General features: G+C 58.6%; 16 protein-coding genes. 4 read left to right on the top strand and 12 right to left on the bottom strand.

The annotated features are described in order from the left end of the window. Positions 1–121 precede the first annotated feature (121 nt). The gene (locus GOW40_RS01575) at positions 122–589 is read left to right on the top strand and encodes a CYTH domain-containing protein (protein ID WP_171129131.1); all 468 of its coding nucleotides are present in this window, start codon (positions 122–124) and stop codon (positions 587–589) included. Here the strand turns inward: GOW40_RS01575 and GOW40_RS01570 are convergent. The 9 genes from GOW40_RS01570 to GOW40_RS01530 form a co-directional block, all read right to left on the bottom strand. Next, a complete protein-coding gene (locus GOW40_RS01570; protein WP_171129133.1) occupies positions 586–1,956 on the bottom strand; it encodes an ATP-binding protein in 1,371 nt (456 codons plus the stop codon). The two genes, GOW40_RS01575 and GOW40_RS01570, sit on opposite strands and share 4 nt — an antisense overlap. Further along, entirely contained in the window at positions 1,949–2,629 is a 681-nt protein-coding gene (locus tag GOW40_RS01565) for a response regulator transcription factor (protein ID WP_171098608.1), read from the bottom strand. Before GOW40_RS01565 ends, GOW40_RS01570 begins: the two co-directional genes overlap by 8 nt. 164 nt (positions 2,630–2,793) lie before the next feature. Further along, a complete protein-coding gene (locus tag GOW40_RS01560; RefSeq protein ID WP_171129135.1) occupies positions 2,794–4,230 on the bottom strand; it encodes a DegQ family serine endoprotease in 1,437 nt (478 codons plus the stop codon). 752 nt (positions 4,231–4,982) lie between these two features. Continuing rightward, on the bottom strand, positions 4,983–5,582 hold the full coding sequence (locus tag GOW40_RS01555) for an NTP transferase domain-containing protein (RefSeq protein WP_171129137.1): 600 nt from the start codon (positions 5,580–5,582) through the stop codon (positions 4,983–4,985). A gap of 31 nt (positions 5,583–5,613) precedes the next feature. Further along, entirely contained in the window at positions 5,614–8,031 is a 2,418-nt protein-coding gene (locus GOW40_RS01550) for an FAD-dependent oxidoreductase (RefSeq protein WP_171129139.1), read from the bottom strand. Between the two features lie 162 nt (positions 8,032–8,193). Beyond that, positions 8,194–9,501 carry an HlyC/CorC family transporter gene (locus GOW40_RS01545; RefSeq protein WP_171098616.1) on the bottom strand — a complete coding sequence of 436 codons (1,308 nt, stop codon included), beginning with the start codon at positions 9,499–9,501 and terminating at the stop codon, positions 8,194–8,196. 63 nt (positions 9,502–9,564) lie between these two features. Further along, on the bottom strand, positions 9,565–10,518 hold the full coding sequence (locus tag GOW40_RS01540) for a tyrosine recombinase (RefSeq protein WP_171230836.1): 954 nt from the start codon (positions 10,516–10,518) through the stop codon (positions 9,565–9,567). A 2-nt stretch (positions 10,519–10,520) separates the two neighbouring features. Beyond that, positions 10,521–12,041, bottom strand: a complete 1,521-nt coding sequence (locus GOW40_RS01535) for a hypothetical protein (protein WP_171129143.1) — start codon at positions 12,039–12,041, stop codon at positions 10,521–10,523. Then, entirely contained in the window at positions 12,031–12,180 is a 150-nt protein-coding gene (locus GOW40_RS01530; protein WP_171098621.1) for a hypothetical protein, read from the bottom strand. The genes GOW40_RS01535 and GOW40_RS01530 overlap by 11 nt, the downstream gene beginning before the upstream one ends. Before the next feature lie 79 nt (positions 12,181–12,259). Here GOW40_RS01530 and GOW40_RS01525 point away from each other — a divergent pair, with 79 nt between their 5' ends. After that, positions 12,260–12,847: a shikimate kinase gene (locus GOW40_RS01525; protein WP_171129145.1), complete on the top strand. Its 588-nt coding sequence runs from the start codon at positions 12,260–12,262 to the stop codon at positions 12,845–12,847. Further along, positions 12,848–13,960, top strand: a complete 1,113-nt coding sequence (aroB, locus tag GOW40_RS01520; protein WP_171129147.1) for a 3-dehydroquinate synthase — start codon at positions 12,848–12,850, stop codon at positions 13,958–13,960. A 9-nt stretch (positions 13,961–13,969) separates the two neighbouring features. Here the strand turns inward: aroB and GOW40_RS01515 are convergent, their stop codons facing one another. Both GOW40_RS01515 and ssb read right to left on the bottom strand, forming a co-directional pair. Next, the gene (locus GOW40_RS01515; protein WP_171129149.1) at positions 13,970–15,040 is read right to left on the bottom strand and encodes a site-2 protease family protein; all 1,071 of its coding nucleotides are present in this window, start codon (positions 15,038–15,040) and stop codon (positions 13,970–13,972) included. Positions 15,041–15,058: 18 nt separating this feature from the next. Next, positions 15,059–15,550, bottom strand: coding sequence for a single-stranded DNA-binding protein (gene ssb, locus GOW40_RS01510; RefSeq protein WP_171129152.1), 492 nt, complete (start codon positions 15,548–15,550; stop codon positions 15,059–15,061). A gap of 206 nt (positions 15,551–15,756) precedes the next feature. Between ssb and GOW40_RS01505 the strand changes: the two genes are divergently transcribed. Continuing rightward, positions 15,757–16,335, top strand: coding sequence for a lytic transglycosylase domain-containing protein (locus tag GOW40_RS01505; RefSeq protein WP_171129154.1), 579 nt, complete (start codon positions 15,757–15,759; stop codon positions 16,333–16,335). An 80-nt stretch (positions 16,336–16,415) separates the two neighbouring features. On the opposite strand, the gene GOW40_RS01500 is transcribed toward GOW40_RS01505, so the two are convergent. Continuing rightward, positions 16,416–18,503, bottom strand: a complete 2,088-nt coding sequence (locus GOW40_RS01500; RefSeq protein ID WP_171098633.1) for an ABC transporter ATP-binding protein — start codon at positions 18,501–18,503, stop codon at positions 16,416–16,418. Positions 18,504–18,555: the final 52 nt, after the last annotated feature.

Raw genomic sequence — 18,555 nt, 5'->3', positions numbered from 1 at the left:
GAATTATGGCTGCAGTGGACAGCGATGGGGTCGACGCAGACGGGGCCAAGTGGCCGCATCGCGGTTTGCCGACCTGCTGGCAGATACTCAAGGTGCTGGAAACTGTGGAAAGTGTTGGTAAATGAGTACCGAGATCGAACGAAAGTTTCTTGTGCGTGCGCTGCCTGACCTGACCAAGGCAAGCAAAGCCATTGTGCGTCAGGGTTATCTCACGGCACCCGAGGACTCTGCTGAACTGCGTTTGCGGCAAAAGAACGATCGCTTTTACCTGACCCTAAAAGGGCACGGCGGTCTGGTGCGCGTGGAGCGTGAGGCGGAAATCACTGCGGTACAGTTCGAGGTATTCTGGCCAGAAACCGAAGGTCGGCGTGTTGAAAAGCACCGGTTCACCGGCAGGCTGCCGAGCGGGCATCTTTTCGAACTGGATATTTTTCAGGGCGCCCTGTCTCCGCTGCGTCTCGTCGAGGTCGAATTTCCGTCAGAAGTTGCGGCGCGCGCCTTTAACCCGCCTGATTGGTTTGGCGCCGATGTGACGGAAGATCCGCGCTATCGAAACAAGACCTTGGCCAGCAAGGGCTTTCCGCGTTAGGGCGACTTGGCCAACTTCAGCGTGGTTTCCAGGCCGGGGTCACAGTTGCGGGCGACGAATTTGCCGCCGTGCATACGGGCGATGGCCGAGACAAGGGCCAAGCCAAGTCCCGCGTTCCGCTCGGTCCGGGCCGGGTCCAGAGTGACAAAGGGCATATGCAGCCGGGGCAGGTCCTGTTCGGGTACGCCCGGCCCCTGATCGCGTACGCTGAGGCGGGCAAAGGCGCCATCCTCGGCAATCTCGATTGTGATCTGCGACCCGGCGGGTGAATAACGCATGGCGTTTTCCAGAAGGTTCGACAGCGCCTGCGACAGCAGCGGGCGGTGCCCCTGAATGGGAGCGGCTGTACCGGTGACCGCCAGCCGGATGCCCTGATCGGCGGCCACAGGTTCATAGAGTTCGACCGCGTCCGCAACCAGTTGCAGCAGGTTGACCGCTTCAAACTGCTCGCGGCCCAGCCCGGCCTCTGCCCGAGAGATTTCGGTCAACTGGCTAAGGACCCGCAGAAGATGGTCGATCTCGACCGAGGCACGGGCGATATCAACCTCGCGCTCTTCTTCTGTTTTGCCTGGCTCACCCAGCGACGCAATCCGTTGCCGCAAGCGCGACAGTGGTGAACGCAAATCATGGGCGATTGAATTGGAGGTTGTACGCAGGTTGCTGATCAGTTCTTCGATCCGATCCAGCATGGTGTTCAGCGTTCCGGCGACCTGATCGAACTCGTCCCCGGTTCCACGCAGGTGCATCCTTTGGCTGAGATCACCCGAAACAATGGTCTCGGCTGTGTCGGCGATGTCCTTGAGACGCGAAAAGACCAAGCGGGTCAGCAACCACCCGGTCAGCAGGCTCAGCGCCAAGGCCGCCCCCAAGGCAAGAACCACCGAGCGCAGTAGCACCCGGTCAAACTGTTGCCGCGCCAAGGCGTCACGGCCTACCAGCAGCCGTTCGCCTCCAGTCAACCGGACCGAGGCGGCGGATATCGGCACCAGCTGATCGGTATCCAGTTTACGCAGTTGCAGCTCAACCCAGCCGCTGCCGGCCGATATGGTATCGGGCCAGCGAAACAGGTTTCCAGCCAGCCGGTTGCCGTTTCTGTCGGCCAGAAGATAGACCGCGTCGCGTTCAGAAGCGCTTGGCAGGCGTCGTTCGATGGCGGCCATCAACCCAAGAAGGCCACGGCGTTCATATTCGTCGGCAAGACCGGTCAATTCTGCCGTCACGACCGAGCGTGTTTCGCCGGTAATGGTGCGGTTCGCGGTCACATAGGCCACCGCCAGGACAGTCGCTGTCAGCAAGGTGCTGAGCACCATACTGGCCAGTACCAGCCTTGTGCGGGAATTCCTCAGCGACCTGCGCAGATCAGTCATCCGAAACCATATACCCCGCGCCGCGGACGGTTTCGATGATCGGGTCTTCGCCACCTTCATCCAATTGGCGGCGCAGTTTCGAGATATGGACGTCCACCACATTGGTATTGGGGTCAAAGTGATAATCCCAAACGCCTTCCAGCAGCATGGTGCGCGACACCACTCGGTTCTTGCGGCGCAGGAAGTATTCCAGGATCTGGAATTCGCGCGGCGTCAATGTGATCTCACGCTGCCCGCGCGTGACTTTGCGGGTCAGCAGATCCATTTCCAGATCGCGGCAGGTGAGAACCGCCGTTTCCTCGGATTCCTGTGGCCTGCGCAAAAGAGCCTCGATCCGGGCGTGCAATTCCTGGAATGAGAATGGCTTTACCAGATAATCATCCGCGCCCGAATGCAGACCCTTGACCCGTTCTTCAACCGCGCTCATCGCGGTCAGCATCAGAACGGGCGTTTTCAAGCCCGCTGCGCGTAGGGATTTGATCAAGGATAACCCGTCCAAACCGGGTAGCATACGATCCAATACAATAGCGTCAAAGCCACCATCGGTCGCGTGATACAGCCCCTCGCGGCCATCAACGGCGGTTTCAACCGCATAGCCTTCTTCGCTGAACCCCTTGGCAATGAAGTCGCGCGATTCAGCGTCATCTTCGACAATCAACAGGCGTCTGCTCATGGGTGGGGTTCCTTTCACTCGTGATATAAACATAGTTATCCTTTGAAAAAAACAGCCGGGTGCCGCTGCGGCACCCGGCTGCCCCGGGGGACACGTGGACAATCCGTGCGCCCCCGGGTAGGCGCGCCAGATCTCCCCATCACGTGGCGCGCTCTGGGCGTGGGTCAGGCAATCTCGACGGCGACGAAAATCTGATTGCCGCCCCGATTGATCAGCATCAAGGCCGGGTCGGTCTTTTCGCTGTCCAAAGCCGTCTGCAGTGCGTCCGGCGTCAAAGTGTCCTGATTGCCGATCCGCACGATGACATCACCGCGTTGCAGGCCAGCTTTTGCAGCCGGGCTGTCAGGCTTCAGATTGGTTACCACCACTCCATCCACCGTTTCGGCTACACCCATCTCGGCACGCGCGGCCTCGGTCAACGGCGCCACAGTCACACCCAGAGCGCTATCAGCCAGTTTGTCCTCAGCCACGGCGTTTGGGGCTGCCTCGGCCGATTGGTGTTTGCCGATGGTCAGGTTCAACGTTTCCTCCTGACCATTGCGCAACACAGTAATAGTGCTGTCGGTACCGACCTTGGTGGTCCCCACCAGGATGGGCAGATCGCTGCTGGTGCCAACGGTTTCATCGTTGAAAGAGACGATCACGTCACCTTGCTGCAGAACACCATCGGCGGGGCTGCCGGGGACCACATCCGAAACCAAAGCGCCCGAGGCCGTATCGATTCCGATTGCAGCTGCCAGTTGCGGGCTGACATTCTGGATCGAAACGCCCAGCCATCCGCGGCTGACCTCGCCATCATCGCGCAGATCGGCTGCGATATAGTCGACGATGTTCGATGTCACCGCAAAGCCAAGTCCCACGGATCCTCCGCTGGGCGAATAGATGGCCGAGTTCACGCCAATCACTTCACCGTCCATGTTGAACAGCGGACCGCCCGAATTGCCTTTGTTAATGGCCGCGTCGGTCTGAATGAATTCGGCATAGGGCCCTTCGGAAATGTTGCGGCCCTTGGCCGAAACGATGCCAGTGGTCACGGTCGAACTCAGGCCAAACGGGTTGCCAATGGCCACCACGTCTTCACCGACGCGGATCTCATCGCTGTCGCCCAGCTTGACTGCAGGCAGAGTTTCGCCCGCATCAATTTTCAAGATAGCGATGTCGGTCAGCGGGTCTGTACCCACGATCTCAGCCTCGAACTCGCGGTCGTCGTTCAGGCGCACAGTGACGGTGCTGGCATTGTCGACAACGTGGTGATTGGTGACGATATAGCCGTCCTGATCCAGCACGAAGCCAGATCCCAGGCCTTGACCCGGACCGCGGTCGGGCATGTTGAACCCTTCGGGTCCACCAAACCGCTTGAAGAACTCTCCAAACGGGTGGCCTTCGAAATTGAATTCCTGTCCTTGCGCCGGGGTGGGCGCGGTCTTTTGCTCGGCCAGAATGGTCACGACCGAAGGCTGTACGGTCTCGACCAGATCTGCCAGCGCCTCGTCAGCCAGGGCGGGGATCGCCGTGCTGGCCAGCAAACTGGCACCGAGCGCACTGGCGCCTACCCATCCGGTTGTGCGCGGGAAAAGCAAAGAGGATTTGCGGATGCTCATAATGACTCCTGTTTCGTGTTTGGCGGTTGGGTCCGCACTTGCAGCAGGAGATGGCATCGCTTTGTTGGGGATTTCTGGAAAAATTGTTAAGAAATCTTAATTTTGCCAAATTTGTCAGGTCGCGCAGACGCTTTGAGCGCGCTTCAGACAAGAATCACGATGAAAAGCGATGCTCGAATCGCCTAATTGTTGATCATTTGAGTGTCTATGCGGCAAAAACTTCCTTTTGGTGCGGTACTAGCAACAAAGAGACAACGATTCAGCGCGTCTCGAAAAAAAATCAATTCAAGGTTGTGCTCGCTTTGGTGTTTCTCGGTGTCAAATTCGAATTACACAATTCAACCAAAGAAATAAGGAGCTGATCTTGATGCCTGATCAAGGGCAGGTGGCGTTTGATTTGGGTCTGCACAACTTTAACGGTAATCATCGAAAATCCGTTGTTGCTCAAAAACCATCCGGAAGTCCTTAAAAAAATCGATTTAGAGCATTTTTGCATTGTCTGCGATGGTCGGATCAGTGACGATAGGGATGCCCAATCGAGGGGGGCCTTAGACACTAGGGGGTGTCGACGGCATTGTTAGTTACCCAGGGCGCTGAGCTGCTTGTTAACGAGGGGGTCTTGTTTAGGTTCGGCAGTGTTCGTTCGGAGAGCCGTGGCTGCTTTCTGACGGCGCTTTTGGAATAGGTGAAAGTGGTAGTCTTGCTTTGGGCGACGGCCCGGTCAGTTTTGACCGGGTCGTTTTAGTTTTGAGCTAAGCCTGCCTATCCTCCCACCAAGCGGCCCAGTCTTCGGGTGTATCCAGATCCAAGGTGGCGTGCCGTCCGGGTAGGGGTTCAAGGTGCAAGCGGTCTTTGTGGTTTTCCAGAACACTGCGCGCGCCTGTGTCACCCGTCAGGGTCAAAAGCTCGGGCAAAAGGTCTTGGTGGAAAACAACCGGATGACCCGGCGCACCGTGCTGGTCTGCGCCGCGCCAGATCAGCTTGTCGGGGTGGGTCTTTACGCAGTCGCGAATTCTTTGGATATCGGTGGCGGTCAGATCGGGCAGATCTGCCAGCAGGATCATCACAGCGGGTGCGTCAGGACCTACATGCTCTAACGCGCCGCGAAGGCTGGCATTCATGCCCTCAGCGGCATTGGGGATTTCGACGATCTGCACACCCAGCCCGTTCAGCGCGGCGTAACGCGGGTTCGGTTGCGGGGGTAGGGCGGCGATCACCGGCCCAACGGTCAAAGCGCGCTGCGCGGTTCGACGCAACAGAGGTATGCCATCGACCTGTTGCATCAGCTTGTCCTCACCACGCATGCGGCTGGAACGCCCTGCCGCCAGAAGGATGATGGGAATTGAGGTCATACCCGGACCATGCCGCCAAGAGCGCGGGATGTCATCCCCGCATACGCGCGCCATCCGCATCGAACAACGGATCTGAGATTACCTTGGCCGGGCGCATCTGCCCCAAAATCTCGATCTCGACCTTGGTGCCGTCCATGGCGCGTTCGGTCGGAAGGAAACCCATGGCGATCGACTTGCGGGCATAGTGAGAGTATCCACCCGAAGTGCAGAACCCAACGACCGCTCCGTCCAGCCAGATGGGTTCATATGCGTTCACATCTGCATCTGCGGCGTCGACCTCAAACGCGACCAGCTTGCGGGCCACTCCGTTGTCCCGCTCTTCTTCGGCCACTGCGCGACCAATGAAGGGGGCATCTTTGCCGAAGGCGATAAAGCGATCCAACCCGGTTTCAGCGGATGTGTAATCGGGCGAAAACTCGCGCATCCAGGACCCAAAGAACTTGTCCAGGCGCAAGCTCATCATTGCGCGCATGCCGAACGGGGTGAGGCCAAAAGGTTGGCCTGCTTGCCACAAGGTCCACCAGAGCTGACGTTGCGCCATCGGGTCGCAATAGATCTCAAATCCCAGATCGCCAGTGTAGCTGACGCGCTGCACGATACAGTCGGTCATGCCCACCGTCATCCGGCGTAGGTCCAGAAACTTGAAGCCACTCAGGTCATCCCGGGTGCAGGCTGCCAGAACGTCAGTTGCCTTGGGCCCCGCGATTTGGAACCCGTTCAGTCGGTCACTGATGTTTTCAATCTCGACCCCTTCGCGCAGATTCTGCAGGAACCAGCGCATGTGAAAGGCTTGACTGCCGTAGGAGGCGGTCAGCCGAAACTCGGTCTCTGACAGGCAAGAAACGGTGAAATCTCCGATAAGCTTGCCCTTATGCGACAGCATTGGTGTCAGCGACAGGCGACCGGGTTTGGGAATGCGTCCGGCCATGATGTGATCAAGCCACGCACGGGCCGCAGGGCCAGAGACCCGGTATTTTCCGAAATTGTGGACCTCATTGATGCCAACGCCGTCTCGCACAGCGCGCACCTCGCGCCCCGTGGCATCAAAGGCATCCGAGCGGCGGAATGAGGGTGTTTCATATCCCGGCTCATCCCCTTGGGCGAAGTAGTTGGGCACCTCCAGCCCGTATTGCTGGCCCCAGACCGCGCCCATGTCGCTGAAAATGTCATACATCGGCGTGGTGCGGTTGGGCCGTGCGGCGGGAAGTTCTTCGTTCGGATAGGCGACGCTGAAGCGCTTTTGATAGTTTTCGATCACTTTGGGGCGCGTATAGCCGGGGCTGATCCAATCGCCAAACCGCGCCACATCCATGGCAAAGACATCGCGTTCCGGTTCGCCTTCGATGATCCACTGCGCCAGCGTCAAACCAACGCCTCCACCCTGGCTGAACCCAGCCATCACGCCGCAGGCTGACCAATAGTTGCGCACGCCTGGAACCGGACCAACCAGAGGGTTCCCGTCCGGTGCAAAGGTAAATGGCCCGTGAATCACCGATTTGACTCCGGCCTCGGCCAGTACAGGAAAGCGGCGATAGGCGAATTCGATACTGTCGGTGATTTTGTCATAGTCATCGGGCAGCAGTTCGTGTCCAAACTCCCACGGGGTTCCGTCAACCGCCCAGGGTTTGCAGGGCTGTTCGTAAAAGCCGATACACAGCCCGCGTCCTTCCTGCCGCAAATAGCTTTCACCGGCCGGGTCCATCACATGCGGATGCTCGCCGCCCGCGTCGATGATGGCCTCAATCTCGGGGATCGAGTCGGTGACCAGATATTGATGTTCCATCGGGTGCAGAGGGAAATAGATACCCGCCATAGCGCCCACTTCACGCGCCCAAAGACCACCGGCATTAACTACGTGCTCGGCATGGATCGTGCCCTTGTTGGTGACCACATCCCAGGTGCCATCCGGACGCTGATTGGTTTCGTGGACCATGCAGTGGGTCTCGATTGAGGCACCACCCATGCGGGCCGCCTTGGCGTAGGCGTGCGTCGTGCCCGACGGATCCAGATGCCCGTCCAGCGGATCATAGAGCGCGCCCAGGATGCCATCGGTGTTGGTGATCGGGGCGATTTTCTTGATCTCATCGGGGCCAACGATCTCGGTTTCCAACCCCATGAACCGGTGCTTGGCCCGTTCGGCCAGCAGCATGTCGAACCGGTCCTGATTGTCGGCCAGCGTCACGCCCCCCACATGGTGCAGGCCGCAGGACATGCCGGTGATCTCTTCCAGTTCTTTATAGAGACGAATGGTATAGCCTTGCAGCGCGGCCATGTTGGTGTCGCCATTGAGCGTATGAAACCCGCCCGCCGCGTGCCAGGTCGAACCGCTGGTCAACTCGGACCGTTCCAGCAGCATAACATCCGACCAACCCAGCTTGGTCAGGTGATAGAGGACCGAACAACCAACGACTCCACCGCCGATGACCGCCACGCGGGTTTGAAGTTTCATGCAACTCTCCGATATTGTTGGCGTCAGTCTGCGCGGCGGCGGTCAGAGCGCAAGACGAAAAACGACAAAACATGTCGTAGATCGCTGTGGACGAATTGGGGCCACGAGCGGCGCGGCAGGTAACTCCGGGCCGCGCACGGCTTGCCGCAGTTCAACGTGACTTTACAAAGGACGGATTTTCAGCCCGGTGATCCGGTTGCCCTCGCGCGCGGTGACCTCGAACCGGAAGCCGTGGAACGAGAAAACCTGACCAATGATCGGGATCATCTGAGCTTCGTGAATGACCAGCCCCGCCAAAGTATTTGCTTCGTCGTCGGGCAAAGACCAGTCCATCGCGCGGTTGATATCCCGAATGGTCATGGCGCCCTCGGCCAGAAACTGCCCGTCTTCGGTGCGGGTGATGGGCAGGTCTTCGTCGATATCGAATTCGTCGGCGATCTCACCCACGATCTCTTCCAGAATATCCTCAAGCGTGATCAGGCCCCGTAGCGAGCCATATTCGTCGACCACCAGCGCGAAATGGCTGTGCATTCGCAGGAATTCACGCATCTGATCGTCAAGCGTGGTCGTTTCCGGTACGAAATAGGGATCGTTGGCGACCTTGGCGATGTCAAAGCCGGTGAGACGATCGGTATTGCCGTCACTGCCACCAACCTGCGCATACATGGCGCGGAACAAGTCCTTGGCGTGAACGACACCCACGATGTTTTCCGGCTCGTCCCGAAACACGGGCAGGCGTGTATGTGGGCTTTCCAGACACTGTTTCAGGATTGCCTCGGGCGCGGCGTCGGCATCGATCATCTCGATATTCGAGCGGTGCAGCATGATTTCTTCGACCGCACGATCGCCAAGATCCAAAGCACCCAGGATACGGTCGCGGTCTTCCTTTTCGACAACGCCTTCGGAATGGCCCAGTTGCAGAGCACCCGCAATTTCTTCGCGCACGGCCAGAATGTTGCTATCGGGGTCGATCTGAACGCCGAAGAGGCGAAGCACGCCGCGCACCAACAGCCGCACTGCGGCTACGATGGGCGAAAAGACAGTGACCACAACGCTGATGATCGGGGCCACAGCTGCGGCGGCTTTTTCCGAATTGGTGATGGCATAGGTCTTGGGCAGAACCTCGGCAAAGATCAGCACCAGCAGGGTCATCACCAGCGTCGCCAGCGCCACACCGCTTTCACCGAACAACCGGGTGAATAAGGCCGTGGCCAGCGAGGCCGCCAGAATGTTCACGAGGTTATTGCCCAGAAGGACCGAGCCGATCAGACGTTCATTATCGTCGGTGATTTCCAGCGCTTTCTTTGCCCCGCGCGAACCTTTGTCGGCCTGGGCGCGCAATTTCCCGCGAGATGAAGCTGTCAGCGCGGTTTCCGATCCCGAGAAAAAGCCGGACAGAAAAAGCAAAAGCAAGATAGCGCCTGATGTAAACCAGAATGCGCCGTCGATCAGAGAGGATGTGGGTTCCATCGGTCCTTGGTTGTTGGTGTTTCTGCATCCGTTATGGGGATGCGTCCCCCTTGGATCAAGGGGTTAGCCCTTGTCGTCTGGGTCTTTCGCCAGCGGGTGATGTTCCAAAACCAGTTCCGCCAGCCGTTCGTCCAGAACATGCGTGTAAATCTCGGTCGTGGCGACATCTGCATGTCCCAACAGGGTCTGGATCGAACGCAAATCCGCACCATTGGCCAGAAGATGCGTGGCGAAGGCGTGGCGCAGGGTATGTGGGGTGACCTTTTCTGCTGGTACACCACCGCTGATGGCCAGTTCCTTGACCAGCAGAAAAAACCTGTGCCGGGTCAGATGCCCTGACTTGCCACGGGAGGGAAATAGAAACCGAGACCGCTGCTTGCCTTTCGCAACAGCTTCGTCTTCAGCCTCATCCCGGGCGCGCAGCCACTCAGCCAGTGCATCCCGCGCGGGTGGCGAAAGAGGCACCATCCGTTCCTTGCCGCCTTTGCCCAAGACCAGCAACATGCGCGGATCGCCCCGCGCTGACGAGACCGGCAGCGAAACCAATTCGGTCACGCGCATTCCGGTGGCATAGAGCAGTTCCATCAAGCAGGTGTTGCGGACCCGATCAGCGGGGCTGCGTCCGGTTTGGCGAGCGGCGTCCAGCAATTTGTCGACCTCGGCCACGTCCAGCGTTTTGGGCAAGCGTTTCTGGCGACCAGGCCCTTTGATCTGGATCGCGGGGTTGGTGTCGCGCCAGCCTTCCTCAAAAGCAAAGCGATAGATCTGTTTGATCGCCGACAAACGCCGCGCCCGCGTTGATTGCGACAAACCCTGAGCGTCGCAATCGATCAGGTAACCTTCGATCTGGTCGCGGTCGGCTTTGGCAAAGTCGGACCCTTGTTTATCCAACCAGTCGGCAAAGTCCTTCAGGTCACGACCATAAGCCAGAAGCGTGTTGGTCGCGGCCCCAAGCTCGGCGGCCTGTGCCTCTAGGAAAGTCGAAATCCATTGATGCTGTGCGACCTGTGCAGCCATGGTCAGGCCCCGCCCAGGATCAGAACCTGAAGAGAGGCGCGGCGCGCGATGTCTTCGAGCCCAACGCGGCGGAAGGTGGCAATAGCGGCGGTGAGGTCAACCAGATTGCCTCGCGCCCCATGGCCAAACAGCATCATGGCTTCCAAAATGGCTTCGCCCAGCTGGTCATTGCTCAGCATGGCGTCGATGTCAGACGGTATTGGCGCAGACCAGGCAAAGCCTTCGGCGATGGCGTCCGCCATGGGCGAGGGGGAAGGCGCGCGGCCCGGTGCACCCTGCGCCAATGCCGCCAGGAACGGGTTCGATGTGGGGCCAGAGGGTGCGACCTTAGCGGCGTCCTCGTAAAGCTCTGACAGCAAAAGAACGCGCCACCTCAAGTTTTCCACATTGAGGTCGTCCAATCGGTATGCGCTCAGACGCTGGGCAAATAGCTCGGCAAAGGGAACCTGCAGACCAACCCGACTGAGTTGTTCCCAAACCTCGGGCAAGGCCTGCTCGATGGCTTGCGTATCACCCGATTGCAGCGCTTTCTCGAACCGTTGGACGGCAGCAACGCGATCCCAAACCGCGCCCGAGGCCGCGGGGGATCGGTCGGTATAAAGCCCCAGCAGGCGATTGGGTGTCAGCGCGCCGATCCGGGTCAGTCGCTCGGCGGCTTCGATCTGTGCTTTCCATCCTGCGACATCCCTCAAATCCGCGTTTGCAAAGGCGCGCGGCAACGGGGCCGAGGGCAGACGTTCTCCAATCGCCTCAAACAGGCGGAAGGTCAGCGGATCCGGATCTTCAGGCTGTGGCAGATAACTGGCCTCTTCGAACAATTCAGGGCTGAGAAACCGATCCAGCAAGTCCAGTTCCTCTGCTGGCAGAAGCTCAAGCGCATGCGCGGCCTCAAGTGTCAGCGCTGCCGATGGCCAATCGCCACGCCTGGCTTTGCAAAAGATCTGCGCGGCATAGTCCCGCGACAGCCCGGGTTGCGCGATCAGGGCCGAGCAGCTGCGATCTTCGTCCCCGGTCAGAAGCGTGGCATCGAACCAGCGTTGAAACCTGTCCAAACTATCGGTCGGTCCAGCCAGTTGAACCAGCGATTGCGCCGGATCGGCCGCACCCAATTTCATCAAGCGATCCAGCCGCGCCAACAGCAGCTTATCTGGGCTGTCGCTGTTCGATGGAGGGCGTGCCTCGGTCAATAACAGCGTGAACAGCAACCGTTGCATAGCCGGATGCTCGCGCACGCGGACGCGCTGCAACAGCTCGGCCAGCCGTTCCGCGTCACTATTCTTCCAAAGGTTTACAGGCAGCCCGGTAACCGAAGATGAAACCAGCCCCACAGGGGGCGAAAGCGTTTCCAGTGGTACGACCTCGATGGAAGGCTGCCCACCTTCCAGCGCGACAGGCGGTTCTAACAACACTGTGCCGGGCAGGTTCTCGGGCTGGGCGGTCAGCCAGTCAATCGCCGAAAGCGGTTGCTGTGCCTGCGCCGGTCCGGCCAAAACAATCGCCAGCAAGGCAGGTTTAATCTGCATCCAGGGTGACCGGCTCTCGTATTTCAGTTTGCGGTGCTGAAAAGTCGACACCGAAAAAGGGGCCGACATAGGCATAGCCCACCAGCCCAATGAACCCCAGACATATGACGTAGAGCAGAAATTTTAACAAACGGCCCATTGTTCGACGCTGCCTCTATTTTTGGTTTTGACCAAGTTATAACTGGCATTTTCCTCAAGATCACGTCATTCACGATGAAATGAGCGAATTTAAGCATAATACGTCCAGTGTCGAGTTGGCGCCGTCTTATAGCCTGCACAAAACCGTTGTTTTGGTGGGCATGATGGGGGCCGGAAAAACCGCTGTGGGTCGCGCTTTGGCGGCTCGGTTGGGTGTTCCGTTTCTTGACAGCGATGCCGAGATCGAATCGGCGGCGAATATGACCATACCCGAGATCTTTGCGCGGGACGGCGAGGCCTTTTTTCGTGCTAAGGAAAGCCAGGTGATTGGCCGTTTGCTGAGCGAAAAGAAGGGCATTCTGTCCACCGGTGGCGGCGCTTTCCTGACGGAAAAGAACCGAAATATGATCACCGAGCGTGGCGTGTCCGTCTGGTTGCGCGCGGATCTGGAGGTATTGTGGAACAGGGTGCGCCACAAGGATACGCGCCCATTGCTGCGTACTGAAAACCCCTATGCCACCCTACGTGCGCTGTACGAGGCCCGCGTGCCGATTTATGAGAAGGCCGATCTGATCGCCGAATCTGACGGAGATACGGCCATCGAAGACATGGTTGACCGGGTCCTGAGATCTCTGCTTACGCGCCCGGACGTATTGGAACGAACCTAAATGCATCAAACCGTACATGTAGACCTGGGCGCGCGCTCTTATGACGTTGAGATCGGCCCGGACCTTCTGGCTCAGGCCGGTACCCGGATCGCGCCCTTGCTGCCGCGCCCGCGAGTTGCTGTGTTGACGGATGAAACTGTCGCAAGCCTGCATCTGGAGGCGCTGCGCGACGGCTTGGCCTCAGCCGGTATCGAGATGACCTCTTTGGCCTTGCCTGCAGGGGAAAGCACCAAAAGCTGGCCACATTTCGAACGCGCGGTCGAATGGTTGCTGGCCGAAAAGATCGAGCGCCGCGACGTGGTTGTCGCTTTTGGCGGCGGTGTCATCGGCGATCTGGCGGGTTTTGCTGCGGCAGTGTTGCGGCGCGGTGTTCGTTTTGTACAGATCCCGACCTCTCTGCTGGCGCAGGTCGACAGTTCGGTCGGTGGCAAGACTGGGATCAATGCGCCGCAAGGTAAGAACCTGATCGGCGCATTCCATCAACCGTCGCTGGTGTTGGCGGATACTTCGGTTCTGGGCACACTTACGGCCCGCGATTTTCTGGCGGGCTATGGCGAAGTGGTGAAATACGGGTTGCTGGGCGATTCCGATTTCTTTGAGTGGCTCGAACGAAACGGCCCCGCGCTCTCGGCCGGAGATATGGCCACACGTGTTCGGGCAGTCACACGCTCTGTCCAGATGAAGGCCGACATCGTTGCTCGGGACGAAACCGAACAGGGCGACCGCGCGCTTTTGAACCTGGGGCACACATTCTGTCATGCGCTTGAGGCCGCGACCGGGTATTCTGACCGGCTGCTGCATGGTGAAGGCGTGGCGGTGGGCTGTGCGCTGGCCTTTGAGCTTTCGGCGCAGCTTGGCCTTTGTTCTCAGGAAGACCCAAGCCGCGTCCGGGCGCATCTGAAGACCATGGGTATGAAGACCGACCTGGCCGATATCCCCGGCGATCTTCCGGGTGCCGAGGCGCTTGTTGACCTGATGGCGCAGGACAAAAAGGTGATCGATGGGCAGTTGCGCTTTATCCTCGTGCGCGGGATCGGGCAGGCCTTTGTGACAGCGGATGTACCCCGCGAGTCGGTTCTGAAAGTTCTCGAAGACGCCCTGGCTGTGCGCTGAGGATCCTCTCTAACGCCCTTGGATCACCATGAACTCGCCGATGTTTTCGAGGGTGATATAGCCGACCATATGCCCGGCTTTGGTGCACACAGCGATGGCCGCAGCACCCCTGTGCAGCTTGTCCAATACTGTGTCGAGTTCTGTTGTTAACGCGACCCTCGGGATGTCGGTCTCCATAATTGACGTCGCCGGGGCCGTCCGTGGGCTTTCGTCGGCCAGCGCGGCAAACAGGCGGTTGCGGGTGACGAACCCCAACAGGTCTCCGTTGTGATCCAGAACCGGAAATTCGTGCTGTGTGGTGTGGATGACTGCCTGGGCAGCTGTTGTCAAAGTGTCTTCGGGGGTCAGCGCATGATAGCTGCTGATCATCGCATCACGGGCCATGACACGGCGGGCGATGGTCCGCATGGCGACATCCTGGCTTTCGGAACCTGCTGCGATAAAGACAAAAACGGCGATCAGGACCAAAACCGGATTGGCCGTTGTCAGACCCAGAAAACCCAAGCCGACGGCCACCATCTGACCACCAAAAGCGGCGATGCGCGTGGCTTTCACACGGTCCATCTTCAGGCATAACAGCGCGCGAAACACCCGCCCGCCATCCATCGGAAAGGCCGGGATCAGGTTGAACAGCGCGAGGACCAGATTGACATAGGCCAGCCGGTTCAACAAAGCGACATGGGGCTGGTCGATCTGGGACAGGGTATCGGGCTGCATGCGCGCGCCCAGCACAATCAATACAAGCCAGATGGCAACGTTCACGGCAGGGCCGGCCAGCGCCACCAGAACCTCTTGTACGGGCTTTTCCGGCAATCGTTCCAAACGGGCCAGGCCGCCAATAGGCAGAAGCGTGATGTCAGGGGTGCGGATACCGTATCTGCGCGCCATCAGCGCATGGCCAAATTCATGCGCTACAACGCAAGCGAACAAGGCCAGTACAAAAATCAGATTATTGATTGTCGCCGATATCCCACCGCTGGAATAAGCAGCGAAACCAACCCAGGCCAGCAGCAGAAAGAAAGTGACATGGACCCTCAGCTCTGAGCCGAGCACGCGGCCGAGTGAGAAGGACCATGCCATTGATCGTCTCCGTTTGGGTTAGAACGGGATCTCGTCGTCATCAATCCCGCGCGACGCGGGTGCAGGGGCGCTGGACGGCGCGCCGTAAGGGTCGCCATAGCCACCACCGGCCTGTCCGCCGCCGCCATAGCCGCCCGACGCGCCGCCACCTTCGCCACCTCGACTGTCAAGCAAAGTCAGTTCACCACGATAGGGGCGCAGAACCACTTCGGTCGAATAGCGATCCTGGCCGGACTGGTCTTGCCATTTGCGGGTTTCCAACTGGCCTTCGATATAAACCTTGCTGCCCTTGCGCAGATATTGCTCGGCGAGGCGGGCCAGCGGTTCCGAGAAGATTGCAACCGAATGCCATTCCGTGCGTTCGCGCCGTTCGCCTGTGTTGCGGTCTTTCCAGTTCTCGGATGTGGCAATGCGCAGGTTGCATACTTTGCCGCCATTCTGGAAAGACCGAACCTCTGGGTCTCGGCCGAGATTTCCAACCAAAATGACCTTGTTGACTGAGCCCGCCATAACTTCCCTCGTTCTGTTTTGTCTCATCGCGCCCGAATCTGGCGCGTTTTTCCGCCCTGACCCTATACGGCCTGAAGCGCTGTTGAAACACTGGTTCATCAGGCAACTGTGAACCGCAAAATCTTAGCGATCGCTTAACCATGCTTTCATTTTCAGCCGCGATACCTATAATCCACGAAGTTTTTGAGCGAGCAGGAATAGCTTTGATGCGGTATCTGGTTGGCGGGTTCTCTGTCCTGGCCCTGTGCATGACAACGGTCATTGCGCACGCGCAAACCTTGTCCAGCAAAAGCCGCAAGGACATATTTCTGAAACAGTCCAAAGTGCTCGATGGTCGGGCCGCAAGCCAATATCGCGACTCTGAACGGCTGAAGCCGAAAACGCAACGCAGCGCCTTGGTTAAAAGATACAACGGCAACTACAAAGGCCAATATCTTGAACACGCGCGCAAATTCGCCCGCCAGCACAATGTTCCTGAAGAGCTGTTTTTGCGTTTGGTTCAGCAGGAAAGCGGCTGGAACCCGCAAGCCGTATCGCACAAGGGTGCGCTGGGGTTGGCGCAACTGATGCCGCAAACCGCTCGGCTTTTGGGTGTGAATCCTCATGATCCGCTTGAGAACCTTGAAGGCGGGGCGCGGTATCTGTCCTGGCAATATCGCAAGTTCAAATCCTGGCCACTGGCATTGGCCGCTTATAACGCAGGCCCAAAAGCGGTCGAGAAATATGGTGGCATTCCCCCGTACAAAGAAACCCAGAACTATGTACGAGTGATCTGGGGCAGCTAACCGCGCCAGACCAATGCGATTTCAACGCAGTTTTGGATTTTGTGGGAAAAGGCCGGTCTGAAAACCGGCCTTATTTGCCCTTACTCTGCCGCGACTTTGATCACCGGCTCCATGCGCGCCAGGATGTCCTCAGAGAGGTGACATTTGACCTGATGGCCATCCGCTAGGGTCTGTACCGGAGGGACATGAGATTCACAGCGCCCGTCCGGAACTTCGGATTTCCAGCGGCAGCGTGTCTGGAACGGGCAACCCGGCGGTGGGTTCATGGCCGACGGGATATCGCCTTCAAGCACGATATGCTGTTTCTCGACAGAGGTATCGGCAATTGGAACCGCGCTCAGCAACGCTTCGGTATAGGGGTGATAGGGCGGGGCAAAGACCTGATCGGTTGTGCCCAACTCGACCACATGGCCCAGATACATGACCATCACCCGGTCGCTGAGATAGCGTACAATGGACAGGTCGTGGCTGATGAAGAGCAGCGTGGTTTTCTGCTCGCGCTGGATTTCCATCAACAGATCGGTCACAGCCGCCTGCACCGATACGTCGAGGGCCGAGACCGGTTCGTCAGCCACCACAATCCGCGCATCCCCGGCAAAGGCTCGGGCGATGCCCACACGTTGTTTTTGCCCACCCGACAACTGACGTGGCATGCGATCAGCGAAGGCGCGGGGCAGCTTGACCAGATCCAACAGTTCAAGCATCCGTTTCTTCCGGTCCGCCTCAGACTCTCCGACGCCAAAGATTTCCAATGCCCGGATGATCTGACGGCCCACCGTCATCGACGGGTTCAGCGTGTCAAAGGGGTTCTGAAACACCATTTGCACTTCGCCCACGGTTTTGGCGTCGCGCTCCTCAATCGGCACCGCTTCGATATTGCGATTGTCCAGCAGGATCTGGCCATCGGTGGCCGTTTCCAACCCCATCAACACCTTGGCAAAGGTCGACTTGCCACAACCGGACTCGCCAACAATGGCCAGCGTCTCGGATTCATGCGCCTCAAAGCTGAGGGTCTCATTGGCCTTGACCACCTTGGTCGCACCCCCACCGAACAGGGCGTTCGCAGCTACCTCGTAATATTTCTTGAGGTTGTCCATCTTCAGAACGGTTCGGCCGATCTCGGCCTTTTCTTTCTGCTCGCCCACGGTGATCGGCGCGTTCCAGTCAATCTCCTGAAACTTCAGACAGCGCGTGTGGTGGCGATCATTGCCCGGCACGGCCTCCATCAGAATGTCCTTGGCGTCGCAGCGCCCTTCTTCGAAATAGTCGCAGCGCGGACCAAAATTGCATCCCGGCGGGCGCTCGTGGGGCAGGGGGAAGTTGCCTGGAATTGCCACCAGAGGACGCGCGTTCTTGTCTGCCCCAGGCAACGGGATCGACCGGAACAGCGCCTGCGTATAAGGGTGCTGCATGTCGTCAAATACATCCTTGATCGAGCCGCGCTCGACCGCTTCACCCGAATACATCACGCACAGCCGGTCACAGGTTTCCAGAACCAGACCCAGGTTGTGCGAGATAAACAGCATTGAGGTGCCGTATTTCTTGCCCAGATCCTTGACCAGTTCGACCACGGCGGCCTCGACCGTCACGTCCAGCGCGGTTGTCGGCTCATCCAGGATCAAAAGCGCAGGCTTCGACATCAGCGCCATCGCGATTACGATCCGCTGCTGCTGACCACCAGATAATTGATGCGGGAACGAGTTCAGCATCCGCTCAGGGTCGGGCAGGCGCACATCGGTGACAACCTCCAACGCGCGGGCATAGGCTTCTTCCGCGCCGACACCCTCGTGGATCATCGGCACTTCCATCAACTGCTTGCCGATCTTCATCGCCGGGTTCAGCGAGGCCATCGGTTCCTGATAGATCATGGCGATCTCATTGCCGCGAATGTCGCGCAGCTCTTCGGTGGTCATCTCGCCCAGATCGCGGCCTTTGAACTTGATTGATCCACCAACAATGCGACCGTTCTTGCCCAGATCCTGCATGACGCCCAGAGCCACGGTGGATTTGCCGCACCCCGATTCCCCGACCAGCCCGACAGCCTCACCGGGCTGCACGCTTACCGAGAAATCCATAACAGCGGGAATTTCTCTCAGCCGGGTGAAAAACGAAATCGAAAGCTTATCGATCTCCAAGATCGGGCCATCATAATCCGCCATTTTGTTCATCTTGCCGTCTCCTCACCAGATGCGGGGATCCCATTCATCTGGCTAAAAATAT

This window comes from Ruegeria sp. HKCCA6707 (genome assembly GCF_013033515.1).
In the GTDB taxonomy this organism is placed as follows: Bacteria; Pseudomonadota; Alphaproteobacteria; order Rhodobacterales; family Rhodobacteraceae; genus Ruegeria.
The sequence above is the reverse complement of the archived record's forward strand: the minus strand, read 5'-3'. Positions and strand labels throughout refer to the sequence as shown.